The organism is Micromonospora sp. NPDC049044 (genome assembly GCF_040649215.1).
Taxonomy (GTDB): Bacteria; Actinomycetota; Actinomycetes; order Mycobacteriales; family Micromonosporaceae; genus Micromonospora.
The window spans coordinates 63,639-77,200 of sequence record NZ_JBEZFA010000031.1; the positions used below are offsets into that span (position 1 = coordinate 63,639).

The following is a 13,562-nucleotide window of genomic DNA, read 5'->3' on the forward strand; positions in this document are numbered from 1 at the left end:
TTCAGCGGGCCCCGGTCCGAGCGGGGGAGGGCAGAGGTTTCACCGCCGGCCGGGGCACCGGGGCCAGTCGGGGCACCGCGGCGGGCTGGAGCTCCAGTTGTGCCCACGCGTTGCCGCTGGTGTGCAGCTCCAGCCGCCGTAGCGACCCGTCACTGTCGATCCAGTAACGCAGCCGCGCGGCGGCCGGGCCCACCTCGATGACGTCCACCGTCCGTCCGGCGGCGACGTCCTCGCGTACCCGCAGGGCCGCACCGGCTGGCCCGACCGACCCGGCGGCCACCGCGGCGTCGACGAGCCGGCCCAGGTCGTCGCGGACGGACCGGGAGACCCGCCACGCTCCGGCCGGGGGCGGCAGGGGTGGCCGGCCCGGCGCCTCTGCCGTGCCGCCACCAGCCGCCGCCGCTGGCAGGTCCACCCGGGCCAGACCGGCGGGGTCGCGTCGCAGCAGAGTCCGACGATCCGGTACGCCCAGGTCGGCGACCGCGAGGTACCCGGTGCGCGCCGTCCAGCTCAACCAGCCGGTGCCCCGCAGGTTCGTCTCGGTGCCCGTCGGCGCGGTGAGCGTGACCGCCGCACCGCCCTGGGCGCGGAGCCGGGCCGGCAGCCGATCCAACCGGCGCTGTTCGGCGTCGGTGAGTGCGCGGGGCAGACCTGGCCGGCCGCCGAGGGCGTCCACCGGCTGCAGGGTCGGCCGGTCCGCCCGGTGCAGCGTCACCGTGACCGGGCCGACGCCGGGCAATCGGGTGACGAGCTTGTGCAGCCGAGCGTCCTGGTCGAGCCAGTACCGGGTCTGCCCCGCCGGCTCGCTGCCCGTCGACCCGACACCCGGAACCTGCGCGGCGGCGCTGCTCGCGGTGGGGCTGCCCGCGGCGGCGCTGCCTGCGGTGGTGCCGCCAGCGGCTGGCGTCCCGGCGACCAGCGGCGCCTGGAGAACGTCCACCGGGCCGCCCGCCATGCTCTCCCGGGCTATCCAGCGTGCGGCGCCAGCCAGCACCGCCGGGGCCGCGTCCGGGCGGTCCGCCGCGAGGCCGAGCAGCAGGTCGAGCACCGGCGCCAGGCTGCTCCCCGGCCTCAGGTGGTGCAGCCGCCACCGATCGGTCGGGGGCACCAGCGGAGGTGCGGCCGGGACGGGCACCGCCGCCGGGTCGGGCCGGATCACCAGCACCGACCCGGCCCGCTGCAACAGCCCGCGTTCGGCACCCGCGCCGGGCCCGCCCACGTCCAGGTAGAGCAGGGAGCGCGACCAGTCCACCCAGCCCACCAGCTCGATCCGGGCCGCGTCGACGCCGGTGCTGACGCGGACCCCGGCGCGCAGATCCCGCAGGTTGGTGACCCGCAAGGCGGCCAGCCGCTCGCCTTCGGCGGAGGTCAGCGGCCGGGCGGGCGCGGGTGGGTCCGGTGCCCAGCTCAACAACCCGAGCACCAACGCCGTCGCGGACGTCACAGCGGTCAGGCCGAGCAGCATCAGCACGGTACGTCGTCGTCGGCTGGCCGGTCGCGGACCGGCGCTGCCGGTCGTCTCGGCGGCCGAGTCGGTGCGGTGCCGTCCGGTGCCGAGTCCGGCGGCCGGCGCGCTGGGCTGGCCCGTCGTGGACGTGTTCCGCCGGCCGGTGCCGTCTGGGCGGGGCGTGGCGGCGGCGGTGGGGGCGGGGTCGGGTGGCGGGGTCGCAGAGGTGTCCACGGTTGGGAAACGGGCGGAGCGGCGCCGGGGTGACGAGCAGGGGCGCTCGCGGCGGCCGGTCTGCGCCTCGAGCGCGACCACACGGGTGCGCACGCCGGACGAGCCGGGTGCTGCGACCGCAGTGCCGGGGGCGGCCGGCCGTGATGACGGCCTGGCCACCGGCCCGGTCGGCCGCCGCGAGCGGCCTACATGGAGAGGGTAGTCCCGGTGACATGGGCCACACAATGGGAATATTGAAGCCGATCACGTACCTGGCGTGACGGCCGTTCCTGTCGGACCTCCGGCGTACCGTTGACGGCATGGCGCTCGACATTCCCCGGCTCGACAGCCGCTTCCAGGTCGTCAGTGACTTCCAGCCGGCCGGCGACCAACCGGCGGCCATTGACGAACTTGAGCGTCGGGTCCGACGCGGCGACCGCAACACAGTTCTGCTCGGCGCGACCGGCACGGGCAAGAGCGCCACCACGGCGTGGCTGATCGAGCGGTTGCAGCGCCCGACCCTGGTGCTCGCCCCGAACAAGACGCTCTGCGCGCAGCTGGCCAAGGAGTTCAGCGAGCTGCTGCCGCACAACGCCGTCGAATACTTCGTCTCGTACTACGACTATTACCAGCCCGAGGCGTATATCCCGCAGACCGACACCTACATCGAGAAGGACTCCTCGATCAACGAGGAGGTGGAGCGGCTGCGGCACTCGGCGACGATGTCGCTGCTGACCCGCCGCGACGTGATCGTGGTGGCGACCGTCTCGGCGATCTACGGCCTGGGCACTCCGGAGGAGTACCTCAACCGGGCGGTGAAGGTGCAGGTCGGGCACGAGCTCGACCGCGACCAACTGCTGCGCCGGCTTGTCGACATCCAGTACACCCGCAACGACATGGCCTTCCAGCGCGGCACCTTCCGGGTCCGCGGCGACACGCTGGAGATCATCCCGGCGTACGAGGAGCTGGCGATCCGGATCGAGTTGTTCGGTGACGAGGTGGAGAAGCTCTACTACCTCAACCCGTTGACAGGTGACGTGGTCCGCGAGGTCGACCAGCTGGTGATCTTCCCGGCCACGCACTACGCGGCCGGTCCGGAGCGGATGGAACGGGCGATCCGGGACATCGAGGTGGAGTTGGCCGAGCGGCTCGCCGAGCTGGAGCGGCAGGGCAAGCTGCTGGAGGCGCAGCGGCTGCGGATGCGCACCACCTACGACATCGAGATGATGCGCCAGGTGGGCTTCTGCTCCGGCATCGAGAACTACTCGATGCACATGGACGGGCGGCTGCCCGGCAGCCCGCCACACGCCCTGCTCGACTACTTCCCCGACGACTTCCTCACCGTCGTCGACGAGTCGCATGTGACCATCCCGCAGATCGGCAGCATGTACGAGGGCGACGCGTCCCGCAAGCGGATGCTCATCGACCACGGCTTCCGGCTGCCCAGCGCGGCCGACAACCGGCCGCTGCGCTTCGACGAGTTCCTGGAGCGGGTCGGTCAGATGGTCTTCCTGTCCGCGACGCCGGGCACGTGGGAGATGGAGCAGGCCCAGGGCGAGTTCGTCGAGCAGGTCATCCGGCCCACCGGCCTGGTCGACCCGGAGGTCGTGATCAAGCCGACCAAGGGCCAGATCGACGACCTGATGCACGAGATCAAGCTGCGGACCGACAAGGACGAGCGGGTCCTGGTCACCACCCTCACCAAGAAGATGGCCGAGGACCTGTCGGACTACCTCCTGGAGAACGGCGTCCGGGTGCGTTACCTGCACTCCGAGGTCGACACGCTGCGCCGGGTGGAGTTGCTGCGCGAGCTGCGCCAGGGCGAGTACGACGTGCTCGTCGGCATCAACCTGCTCCGCGAGGGTCTGGACCTGCCCGAGGTGTCGCTTGTGGCGATCCTCGACGCCGACAAGGAGGGCTTCCTGCGCAGCGGCCGGTCGTTGATCCAGACCATCGGGCGAGCCGCCCGTAACGTCTCCGGCCAGGTGCACATGTACGCCGACAAGATCACGCCGTCGATGGCGGCGGCGATCGACGAGACCGATCGGCGCCGGGCCAAGCAGATCGCGCACAACGAGGCGCACGGGATCAGCCCGGAGCCGTTGCGTAAGAAGATCCACGACATCCTTGACGACATCTACCGCGAGGCGGAGGACACCGAAAACTCCCACGTCGGCGGCGCGGTGCGTCAGCTCTCCCGGGGCAAGGCGCCGGTCAAGGAGACCCGCAGCCGGAGCCGGGGCGCCGCCACTACCACCTCGCGGGAGGGGATGGCCCGCGCCGACCTCGCCCAGCTCATCCAGGAGCTCAACGACCAGATGCTGGCTGCCGCCCGCGAGCTGCAGTTCGAGCTGGCGGCCCGGATCCGGGACGAGGTCTCCGACCTGAAGAAGGAGCTGCGGGGGATGGACGCCGCCGGGGTGAAGTGACGACCAGCGGCCGGGCGTGCGCGGCGCCCCGTTGGGGACGCGGCCGGGCCGGAAGGAAGGTGGGGCGAGGATGACCGCTGTGGCACCGGTCGATGAGCTGGTCCTCGGGCTGCCCGCGGTCAGTCTGCGCCCGTTCGTCGACAGGTACGTCGGCTACCGGGAACAGGCGCACCTGCCGCTGGTCCGCCGGGAGTCGGCGGGCGTCTTCGTGGTGCTGATCCTGGGCTGGGGTGCTCCGCTGGACGTGACCGATCCGCGCAGTGCGGAGCGCGGTGCCAGCCGGGTCGACTCGTTCGTGGCCGGCACCTTCGACGGTTGGTGCACCACGCGTACGTCGGGCGTGGGGGAGGGCGTCGAGCTGCTGCTCGCTCCACTGACCGCCCGTCGGCTGCTCGGTCTGCCGCTCAGTGAGTTGACCAACCGTGCCGTAGGTGTCGGGCAGCTCCCCGGCCACTGGCTGGATCGGCTGCGGGGCCAGCTCGCCGAGGCGGCGGCCTGGCCGGAGCGGTTCGCCCTGCTCGACCGGGTGCTCGCCGGCCGCCTGGCGGAGTCGCCGCCCGTGGACGCCCGGCTCGACTGGGCGTGGCGGCGGTTGGTGGCCCGCCGGGGCCAGGAGGGCGTCGGTGTGCTCGCCGACGAGCTGGGCTGGAGTCGGCGGCACCTCGCGTCCCGGTTCCGGGAGGAGATCGGGCTGCCACCCAAGATGGTCGCCCGGTTGCTGCGCTTCCAGCACGCGTGCACGGTGTTGAGCGACGTGCGGCCGAACGCGGTGACCGGGCCAGGTGCCAGGCCGCCGACCGGTGCTGGCCAGCCCGCAGGCGGCGTCGCCCCGTCCGGCCCGGGGCTGTCCGGCCTGGCCTCAGCCGGCCGGGGACCGGTGGTGGACTGGGCTGCGGTGGCGGCCCGCTGCGGTTACTACGACCAGTCCCACCTGATTCGGGACTTCCACCAGTTCGCGGGGGCGACCCCGGCCGCGCTGCTCGCCGCTCGTTCGACGCTGTCCGTCTGACGCACCACCCGGTCGCGGAGCGACCCGCCGAGGTCACATTCGTCCAATCCGGTTGCGGGCTGCCGGGCGCAAACTGTGGTCATGCGAACCGTCTATCCCGTCTTCCGTTACCCCGATCCCCGCGCCGCGATCGACTGGCTCGGCACCGCCTTCGGTTTCCAGGTGCACTCCGTGCACGAAGCTCCGGACGGCACCGTCGCGCACGCCGAACTCGTCTTCGACGGCGGCATGATCATGCTGGGCGCTCGGGCCGACGTGACGTCCCGGTCGGCCGACGACGACTGGTCGGTGTACGTGGCAGTGCCGGACGTCGACGCCCACTGTGCCCAGGCCCGCGCGGCCGGGGCCGAGATCACCCAGGAACCGTTCGACACCGACTACGGCTCCCGCGACTACGCCGCACGCGACCTGGCCGGCAACGTCTGGGCCTTCGGCAGCTACCGGCCCTGAGCCGGGGCTGGCCGTTGCGGCTGGTGCGGCCGGCGGGGGGTGGCGGGTGACGGCCCGCCAGGCATGGTCGGCCGCAGCGTGCGGCCGGTGCGTCGGCACGATGGCGCACCGGCAGCACGTGCCAGCCGGCATCCGCGCCCGGGCCCCGGCCGCAGCCGCCACTGGGCCCCGCAGTCGACGTGGCACAGCCGGTCCGACCACCGACCGCGCCGAATGACCTGATTGCGGTGAGCGAGCAAACTATTGCACTGGGTGATCGTCCTGCGTACGCTCCCTCGTTGGGGAGGCCGGGATGCCGCTGCCAACGAGTCCTGTCATTCGACGTGCACGTCTGGGCGCTGAGTTGCGCCAGCTACGTCGGCGCGAGGCGCTGACCCTGGAGCAGGTCTGCGACCGGCTGGGTTGGGCCTCGACGTCGAAGCTGTCCCGCATCGAGCTGGGCCAGAGCCGTCCGGACCTCGCCGACGTGCTCGATCTGCTGGACATCTACAAGGTGCCCACTCCGACCCGGGACGCGCTGATCGTGATCGCCCGCGATGCGGCGACCAGCCGGGGTTGGTGGAAGACGCTCGGCGAGATGAGCGAGAGGCAGCGCACCTACGCCGAGTTGGAGGCGGGCGCGGCCGACATCGTCGAATACCAGCCCACTGTGGTGCCGGGGCTGCTCCAGACGCCCGCGTACACCCGGGTGCTGGTGGAGGCCGGCGCGCAGTTCACGCCGGAGATCGATGTGGAGGCCGAGGTGCGGGCCCGGACGCTACGGCAGGAGGTGCTGCGGCGCGCCTATCCGCCGCGGTACACGGCGGTGCTCGCCGCGGCCGTCTGCGATCCCGGCGACCTGCCGGTGCCGGTGTGGCGTGAGCAGCTCCGGCACCTGGTCACAGTGACCGGGCTGTCCCACGTCACGGTGCGGCTGCTGCCCCGCGGGGCGGCCGGTGCGGGGCTGCACCCGCTCACGCCGTACTCCTGCTATGCCTTTCCCGACCCGGCGGACCCGCGGACGGTGATGATCGAGGCGTTGACCACCGACGTCCGGTTGGCCACAGTGCTCGACGTCGGGCGCTACGAGCGGATGACCGAGGCGCTGCTGGCGGCCGCGCTGTCGCCGGAGGAGACGGTCACCGCGCTGGCCCGGCGCGTCGGCGAGTAGCGGGTGGGCAGGGTGGCACGCCGCGCGGCCACCGTGCCCGGCGCCCCCGAGACCGTCGGGACCGGTGACCGGCGCGTGCGCGAAGCACGGTAACCGCGGGGTACGACAGAGTCGCTCAGGCCGGTACGTCGAGGAAGTGTTCGACCAGGGGCGGCCCGGCGAAGTGGGGGCCGATCAGCGCCCGCCACTGCTCGAACCGCTCGGTGGCCCGGAAGTTCTTCTCGTGCGCCTCGACCGAGTCCCATTCGACGAGCAGCACGAAGCGGGTCGGAGACTCGATTCCCCGGGTCATCCGGACGGACCGGCAGCCGGTCGCCCCGGCGAGCACCGGGTGACCCTCGGCGTACGCGGCGGCGAACGCGTCCTCATGTCCGGGTAGTACGTCGATCAGCGCGACCTCAAGCACCATGGTGGACAGCCTCCCACGAGCCTGCGGGCAGTTGGTGTCGCGGGGTCTGTTCCGGTGCCGGCGACACCCCTAGGGTGGCCTCGTGATCATTGACTGGCTGACCGGCACCGCGTTTCGGGTGGCCGGTACGGGCACCACCTGGGCCGAGCTGTTGGGCTTCGTGACCGGGGTGCTGGCGGCGGCCCGCCGGCCGGCGTTGTATCTGCTGACGGATCACCGGGGGGTGCCGTTCACCGATGACGGGCTGCGCGACGGGGAGCACCTGCGGGCCTGGATGACCGAGCGGTTCCGGGCCGAGCTGGCGGGGTGCGGGGTGCCGGTGGTGGAGCTGACCGGGTCGCCGGCCGACCGGTTGGCCCGGGCGGTACGGGCCTGCGACGCGGTGCTCGCCGCGGGCTGGTCGCTCGCCGACCCGATCGCCGCACCCGACTCGCACTAGCCTCCTAGGAAACCCTTGACGGTGTGAGAGGGACCGGCGGTGTCACGCCGCCCGGGGTGTGATCACGGGGCGTGGTGGGCAACAATGGTCACCGAGGAGGGGAGTATTCCCCCGCAACGGAGTCGTCAGCACGGTCGACCGCCGGAACCACGGCGGCGCGACCCGGCCCCGTAGGTCGCCACCCCGTTGCCGGGGCGGCGGCGGAAGAGACCTCCGACAGTCACCAGAGTGAGCGACAGCGGCACGCCGGCCCCCGCTGGGGGCGTACGGTGTGCCCGACGCCGCGTGTCTGCCGGAGGAATGAACGTTGGACGTGTCCGGATTGGTGTGGGCGGGGACGCTTGTCGCACTGACTGCGGTCCTGCTCGTTGACCTGTTGATCATCGGACGGCGCCCGCACGAGCCGAGTGTGCGGGAGTCGAGCCTCTGGGTCGCCTTCTACGTGGGGCTTGCCCTGATCTTCGGCGCGGGTCTCTGGCTGACCGCCGGTGCCAGTGCGGCCGGCCAGTTCTACACCGGCTGGCTCACCGAATACAGCCTCTCGGTGGACAACCTCTTCGTCTTCGTGATCATCATGGCCCGCTTCGGGGTGCCCCGGCAGTACCAGCAGAAGGTACTGCTCGTCGGAATAGTGCTGGCACTTGTGATGCGCGGCGGGTTCATCGCCGCCGGCGCGGCGCTGATCTCGCAGTTCTCCTGGGTCTTCTACATCTTCGGCGCGTTCCTGATCTACACAGCGGTCAACCTGGCCCGCCAGGGCGAGCCGGACGAGGACGAGTTCTCCGAGAACGTGCTGATCCGGTGGAGCCGTAAGGCGCTGCCGATCTCGAAGGACTACGACAGCGCGAAGCTCACCACCCGTGTGGACGGCCGGCGACTGTTCACCCCCATGCTGATCGTGATGATCGCGATCGGCACCACCGACCTGATCTTCGCGTTGGACTCGATCCCGGCGATCTTCGGCATCACCCAGGAGCCGTACCTGGTCTTCACCGCGAACGTCTTCGCGCTGATGGGCCTGCGTCAGCTCTACTTCCTGCTCGGTGGCCTGCTCGACCGCCTGATCTACCTGAGCTACGGCCTGGCCGTGGTGCTCGGCTTCATCGGGGTCAAGCTGGTGCTCGAAGCGTTGGCGGACAACACCCTGCCGTTCATCAACGGTGGCGAGCACGTCGGCTGGGCGCCGCACATCCCGATCTGGCTGTCGCTGCTGGTGATCATCGGCACCCTGGGCGTCGCCACCGCCGCCAGCCTGGTCAAGTCCGCCCGGGACCGGCGTCGCGAGTTGGCCGACGCCCGTCGCTGACCGGGCACCGGCCGGATGCCCCAGGGCGTCCGGCCGGTCCGACCCGGTGCGCGGCGTCCGGCCGGTCAGATCCCGGTGCGCGCGCCGTTCCGCCGTTCAGACCCGGTGCGCGCCGACCAGCGTGGCGGTCCGGTCGGCCGGCAGTGGCTCCTCGATGACCCGCCGCCGCCGGTAGCAGGCGTGCAGCATCCGCCGCTCGCCGCCACCGCCCGGTGCAGCGGTGACGATGCCGATGTGGTGGATCTTGCGCCCGGGTCGGGCGAAGAAGTAGAGATCGCCGGGGCGTTCCGCCCCCAACGCCAGCGGGGTGGTGGCCACGGCCTGGTCGTCGGCGTCGCGCGGCAGCAGCACCCCGAACCGCCGCCAGGCCAGGTGCACCAGGCCGGAGCAGTCGATGCCGTGCGCGGAGAGACCACCCCAGATGTAGACGACGTCCAGTAGCCGTTGCGCCACCGCGAGCGCCTGCTCGGCGTCCGGCGACGCCGCCGACGCCGGGACCAGGTGGCTGTCCGGCAGCCAGAGCGGCCTGGCCTGCCCGGGGGCGTGCACCGGCCGCCAGTCGTCACGGGCCGGGCCGGCCGGGACCAGGCGGGTGCCGACGACGACGCCGGGCAGCACCACCGGTCCACCCGGGGCGGCGTGCAGCCCGGTGACCGTGGCGTCCACCACCAGCGGGTGGTCGGGGCCGGTGTCGGTGGCCGGGTCGAGCGCGACCAGTTGGTCGGCGGGCAGCCAACCCGGGTAGCCGCGCGGATCCAGCTTGGCGGCTGGCTGTTCGACGGCGACGACCCGGGCCCAGCCGTCCGGTCGTAGCTCGCTGACCAGCACCCGCTCACCGAGCAGAAGCTGGCTCAGCACACAGTCGCCGACCTGTTGCTCGGTGCTGAGACCGGAGACCCAGGCCGGGATGTCGGCACCGGCGGTCAACGCCGGGCGGTCGACCGGCCGGACCGCCTCGGGGGAGGTCCACAGTGTTGCCACAGCGACCCGGACGACGGCCTCGCGGCCCGGTTGCAGCTCCACGTCAACCCCCAGATCCGGTCGGCTGTCCAGGGGGAACCCTATGAAAGAAACCAACGTCCATCAAGCGGGCGTCTGCATCTTTGCTTCAGCCAGCCCGGAAATGCCCAGGCCAGGGGCGTTCGGCAGCACCACGCTCGCCCCGTCGTAGCGTATTCCGCCCTGCACCGGTGACCAGGCGAGCCACCAGGCGGCGTCCAGGTCGGCGACCGCTGTGGTGCCGTACGCGGCGACCAGACTCGCCGCCGCCCCGATGCCGACCTGACTCTCCATCATCGAGCCGACAACGGTGCCGAGCCCGTGCGCGGTGGCCAGTTCGAGGAGGGTACGCGCCGGGTGCAGCCCGCCGCACTTGGCCAGCTTGACGTTCACCAGGTCGGCGGCCCGGCGGCGGATCACCTCCACCAGGTCGCGGACCCCGAAGACCGCCTCGTCGGCCAGGATCGGCACGGACACCCGGTCGCTGACCCAGGCCAGCCCGTCCAGGTCCCAACGGGCCACCGGCTGCTCGACCAGCTCCACGTCGAGCTGGGCGTCCTCGATGCCCCGGATCACCCGGACCGCCTCCCGCGGGGTCCAGCCCTGGTTGGCGTCGAGCCGGATCCGCACCGCGGGGCCGACGGCCGCGCGGACGGCGCGGACCCGGTCCAGGTCGGTGCCCGCGTCGGTGCCGACCTTCAACTTGAGTACGCCGAACCCGTCGGCCTGCCGCTGCCGCGCCGCCGCCGCGAGGTCCACCGCGTCGCCCGCCGCCAGGGTGACGTCCGTCGGAACCCGCAGCGTGGTGCCCCCGAGCAACCGCACCAGGGGTACGCCCAACCGCCGGGCGGCGAGGTCGTGCAGGGCGACGTCCACCGCCGCCTTCGCCGCCTCGTTGCCGGCCACCGCGCCCTGCACCTCGGCGCACCGGGTCACCAGGTCGTCCGGGTCGCGACCGATCAACCGCGGACCGAGCAGTTCGCGTACGCACGCGCGTGCGCCGGCGACCGACGCGCCGGTAACCTGCCACACCTGGGGTGCCTCGCCGAAGCCGGACCGCCCGTCGGTGTCGACAAGTTCGACGACCAGGGTGTCCACAGTGGTGGTACGCCGCAGCGCGGTGACGAACGGGGTGTGTAAGGGGGCGGAAACCCGGTGGGTGCGTACCTCCGAGATCGTCATGTCAGGCACCCTATACGCAGGCGGGCGGCAGGATGGGGGACCGGATGACCGGGCAGAGCTGGGAGCTGGTGGGCGCACCGAACGCGCGTGAGCTGGGCGGGTTGGTCGGCGCCGGCGGCCGGCGGGTCCGCGCGGGGCAGCTGATCCGGACACCGGCGCTGGGTCGGCTCACCGACGAGGACCTGCCGGTGCTCGGCAAGCTGGGGCCGGCGTGCGTGCTGGACCTGCGCGCCCCCGCGGAGATCGCGGTCGCCCCGCCGGATCGGCTGGCCGGTGCGCCCCGGGTGGTGTGCCTGCCGGTGCACGACCCGGAGCATCCGGTCTTCACGTACGTCTCGGCGGTGCTGCTGGGCCACGACCTGGACGCGTACGCGGAGTTGGCCCGGCAGGGCACGGCGGGGGCGATGGCGGCCATCTACCGGTGGTTCGTCACCGGGGAGTCGGCGCGGGTCGGCTTCGCCGAGGCGGTGCGGCTGGCCGCGCAACCGGAGAACCTGCCGTTGGTCTACCACTGCTCCGCCGGCAAGGACCGCACCGGGTGGTTCACCGTCATCCTGTTGACCGCGCTCGGGGTGGACGAGGCGGCGGTCCGCGCCGACTACCTGCGCAACAACGAGCTGACCGAGAGCCTGCGGTTGGTGATCGTCGAGGCGATGCGGCGGCGGCAGCCCGAGCTGGACGTGGACGCGGTGCTGCCGGTGCTGGAGGTCCGCGCCGAGTATCTCGACGCCGGCTACGACGAGGTGCGGAGGGTGCACGGTTCGTTCGACGCGTACCTGCGCGACGGGTTGGGGCTGACCGACGAGACCCTCAGCGCGCTGCGGGCGCAACTGCTGGAGTGACCGTCGCCCCCGGGGGCGTGCCGACGCGGGCGGCCAAACCGAGGACGATCAGCGCCTGGCCGGCGGCGTAGGTGGCCATGACCAGCACGGGTGCGCCGGGTGGTTGGGCCACCTCGGCCACCCCGGCGGCGATCAACAGGTCGGAGCCGAGGAACAGCGCTGCGCCGAGACCGACCCGCCAGCCCTGGGTGGTGGCGGTGGTGGCCATCGCGGCCAGCGCGAGCGCGTAGCCGGCCACCGGCACGGCGAGCCCGACGTCGGTAAGCCCCGCCCACATCCACCACAGCGCGACGACGGTCAGCACCGCGTACGTCAGGGGGACCGCGAGCAGCGGCGCACGCCGCAGCGCGGTGGCGGCCCCGTGTCGGGTGAACGCCACGAGGTAGCAGAGGTGCGTGCCGAGGAAGCAGGCCATGCCGGCGATGAACCAAGCGGTGCCGTCGCCGAGCAGGAACACGTCGCCGCCGGTGGAGAAGGCCAGCCCGACGAGCACCAGCCGGTCCGGGCGGGCGTCGCGCTCGGCGGCGGCCCGCCAGAGGTACGCGGCCAGCAGCGGCATCAGCAGCGGCTTGGTGAGCACCTCGGCCACGCGGCCATCGGTGGCGTTGGCCAGCAGGTTCGCCGCCGTCACGACGAGGAGGACGATGAGGACGGTGCGGCTGCGGGGCATCGGCGGCTCCGGGGTGGGGGTGCGAGCAGCCTAGCCGCAACGACGGGTCGTGGTCAGAGCTGGTGACGGGCGGCCCAGACCTGCGCGGAGATGTGCGCGAGCAGCTGGCAGGCGTCCGCCTCGGTCTCGTCGTCGCCGTCGGTCGGCTCGATGGTGGTGCAGACGGCTATCACGTACGGCGGAGCGTCGGTGGGCAGCACCACGCCGGCGCCGTGGCGCACCCCGTGGACCCAACCGCTCTTGTGCGCGATGCGGGTGCCCTCGGGCAGGCCGGCGGCCAGGTCCTCCCGGTGCTCCTGGGCGAGCAGGACGTCGAGCATTGCCGAGCAGGCCGCCGGCGAGGCGAGCCGACCCGGGGCGTTGGCCCCGGTGGCCAGCGCACCGAGCAGGGCGGCCAGGTCGGCGGCGCTGACCGTGTTGGTGATGCCGGCCGCGCGGGCGGCGAAGTCCTCGATGCCCCGACCCGTGACGCTGGTGCGGGCACCGGCGAGCGCCCACACCTCGGCCACGGCGGGCAGCCCGACGTGCCCGATGACCAGGTTGGTGGCCAGGTTGCTGGACCGCACGATCATCCGCTCGGCCAGCCAGCGCAGCGACGCGGTGCCGCCCACCCGGTCCCAGACCGCGTCGTCGTTGTCGTAGTGCTGCGCGCAGGAGAACCGGGGCGCACCGGTCTGGGCGGAGTCGAACTCGTTCACCACCGGGACCGGGGCGGCCAGGTCGAGCGTGCCCGCCTCGGCGGCCCGGTGCAGCGCGGCGAGCACCGCCACCTTCATGGTGCTCGCCGCGTAGTGTGCGGCGTCCGGGTGGCGGGTCCAGGCCGGCGGCGCGTCGAGTCGTTCCACGTACGCCGAGACGGTGCCGGGCACCCGGTCCAGGTGGGCGTCGAGATCATCCCAGGTCATGCCGGTGACCGTAGCCGATCGACGACAGGCGGCCGGCGAGGGTCGCGTACCCCTGCCGGAAACGCATCTGGCGCGGGCGCGGACGGCGGCGGGGGCGCGGCCGATCGCGGGG

The 13,562-nt window shown here is 72.7% G+C and carries 13 protein-coding genes; 7 read left to right on the forward strand and 6 right to left on the reverse strand.

What is annotated here, in order from left to right; genetic code table 11:
* Position 1: 1 nt before the first annotated feature.
* Positions 2-1,681 (reverse strand): hypothetical protein, encoded by a 1,680-nt coding sequence (locus AB0B85_RS23905; RefSeq protein WP_357410816.1) that lies wholly within the window; start codon positions 1,679-1,681, stop codon positions 2-4.
* 299 nt (positions 1,682-1,980) lie between these two features.
* Here AB0B85_RS23905 and uvrB point away from each other — a divergent pair, with 299 nt between their 5' ends.
* The 4 genes from uvrB (at position 1,981) to AB0B85_RS23925 (ending at position 6,698) form a co-directional block, all read left to right on the forward strand.
* A complete protein-coding gene (gene uvrB / locus AB0B85_RS23910; protein WP_357410818.1) occupies positions 1,981-4,089 on the forward strand; it encodes an excinuclease ABC subunit UvrB in 2,109 nt (702 codons plus the stop codon).
* A 70-nt stretch (positions 4,090-4,159) separates the two neighbouring features.
* On the forward strand, positions 4,160-5,098 hold the full coding sequence (locus tag AB0B85_RS23915) for a helix-turn-helix domain-containing protein (protein WP_357410820.1): 939 nt from the start codon (positions 4,160-4,162) through the stop codon (positions 5,096-5,098).
* A gap of 81 nt (positions 5,099-5,179) precedes the next feature.
* Positions 5,180-5,548 carry a VOC family protein gene (locus AB0B85_RS23920; protein WP_357410822.1) on the forward strand — a complete coding sequence of 123 codons (369 nt, stop codon included), beginning with the start codon at positions 5,180-5,182 and terminating at the stop codon, positions 5,546-5,548.
* Between the two features lie 292 nt (positions 5,549-5,840).
* Entirely contained in the window at positions 5,841-6,698 is an 858-nt protein-coding gene (locus tag AB0B85_RS23925) for a helix-turn-helix transcriptional regulator (protein ID WP_357410824.1), read from the forward strand.
* Positions 6,699-6,813: 115 nt separating this feature from the next.
* Here AB0B85_RS23925 and AB0B85_RS23930 read toward each other — a convergent pair whose 3' ends face one another.
* Complete coding sequence (locus tag AB0B85_RS23930) at positions 6,814-7,107, reverse strand: antibiotic biosynthesis monooxygenase family protein (RefSeq protein WP_357410826.1); 294 nt, start codon at positions 7,105-7,107, stop codon at positions 6,814-6,816.
* 82 nt (positions 7,108-7,189) lie between these two features.
* On the opposite strand from AB0B85_RS23930, the gene AB0B85_RS23935 reads away from it, so the two are divergent.
* The gene (locus tag AB0B85_RS23935; protein ID WP_357410828.1) at positions 7,190-7,546 is read left to right on the forward strand and encodes an AAA family ATPase; all 357 of its coding nucleotides are present in this window, start codon (positions 7,190-7,192) and stop codon (positions 7,544-7,546) included.
* A 307-nt stretch (positions 7,547-7,853) separates the two neighbouring features.
* Complete coding sequence (locus AB0B85_RS23940; protein WP_357410830.1) at positions 7,854-8,852, forward strand: TerC family protein; 999 nt, start codon at positions 7,854-7,856, stop codon at positions 8,850-8,852.
* Positions 8,853-8,948: 96 nt separating this feature from the next.
* On the opposite strand, the gene AB0B85_RS23945 is transcribed toward AB0B85_RS23940, so the two are convergent.
* Positions 8,949-9,875, reverse strand: coding sequence for an NlpC/P60 family protein (locus AB0B85_RS23945; protein WP_357410832.1), 927 nt, complete (start codon positions 9,873-9,875; stop codon positions 8,949-8,951).
* A gap of 60 nt (positions 9,876-9,935) precedes the next feature.
* The gene (locus AB0B85_RS23950; protein ID WP_357410834.1) at positions 9,936-11,033 is read right to left on the reverse strand and encodes a dipeptide epimerase; all 1,098 of its coding nucleotides are present in this window, start codon (positions 11,031-11,033) and stop codon (positions 9,936-9,938) included.
* Between the two features lie 44 nt (positions 11,034-11,077).
* On the opposite strand from AB0B85_RS23950, the gene AB0B85_RS23955 reads away from it, so the two are divergent.
* Positions 11,078-11,875 (forward strand): tyrosine-protein phosphatase, encoded by a 798-nt coding sequence (locus AB0B85_RS23955; RefSeq protein WP_357410836.1) that lies wholly within the window; start codon positions 11,078-11,080, stop codon positions 11,873-11,875.
* Here the strand turns inward: AB0B85_RS23955 and AB0B85_RS23960 are convergent.
* Together AB0B85_RS23960 and AB0B85_RS23965 are read right to left on the reverse strand one after the other, a co-directional pair.
* Complete coding sequence (locus tag AB0B85_RS23960; protein ID WP_357410838.1) at positions 11,844-12,545, reverse strand: lysoplasmalogenase; 702 nt, start codon at positions 12,543-12,545, stop codon at positions 11,844-11,846. The genes AB0B85_RS23955 and AB0B85_RS23960 overlap by 32 nt on opposite strands.
* A 53-nt stretch (positions 12,546-12,598) precedes the next feature.
* Entirely contained in the window at positions 12,599-13,450 is an 852-nt protein-coding gene (locus tag AB0B85_RS23965) for a serine hydrolase (RefSeq protein ID WP_357410840.1), read from the reverse strand.
* Positions 13,451-13,562: the final 112 nt, after the last annotated feature.

Coding starts and splice junctions, on each gene's coding strand:
- uvrB (WP_357410818.1), top strand. CDS start 1,981: ATGGCGCTCGACATTCCCCGGCTCGACAGCCGCTTCCAGGTCGTCAGT.
- AB0B85_RS23915 (WP_357410820.1), top strand. CDS start 4,160: ATGACCGCTGTGGCACCGGTCGATGAGCTGGTCCTCGGGCTGCCCGCG.
- AB0B85_RS23920 (WP_357410822.1), top strand. CDS start 5,180: ATGCGAACCGTCTATCCCGTCTTCCGTTACCCCGATCCCCGCGCCGCG.
- AB0B85_RS23925 (WP_357410824.1), top strand. CDS start 5,841: ATGCCGCTGCCAACGAGTCCTGTCATTCGACGTGCACGTCTGGGCGCT.
- AB0B85_RS23930 (WP_357410826.1), bottom strand. CDS start 7,107: ATGGTGCTTGAGGTCGCGCTGATCGACGTACTACCCGGACATGAGGAC.
- AB0B85_RS23950 (WP_357410834.1), bottom strand. CDS start 11,033: ATGACGATCTCGGAGGTACGCACCCACCGGGTTTCCGCCCCCTTACAC.
- AB0B85_RS23955 (WP_357410836.1), top strand. CDS start 11,078: ATGACCGGGCAGAGCTGGGAGCTGGTGGGCGCACCGAACGCGCGTGAG.
- AB0B85_RS23960 (WP_357410838.1), bottom strand. CDS start 12,545: ATGCCCCGCAGCCGCACCGTCCTCATCGTCCTCCTCGTCGTGACGGCG.
- AB0B85_RS23965 (WP_357410840.1), bottom strand. CDS start 13,450: ATGACCTGGGATGATCTCGACGCCCACCTGGACCGGGTGCCCGGCACC.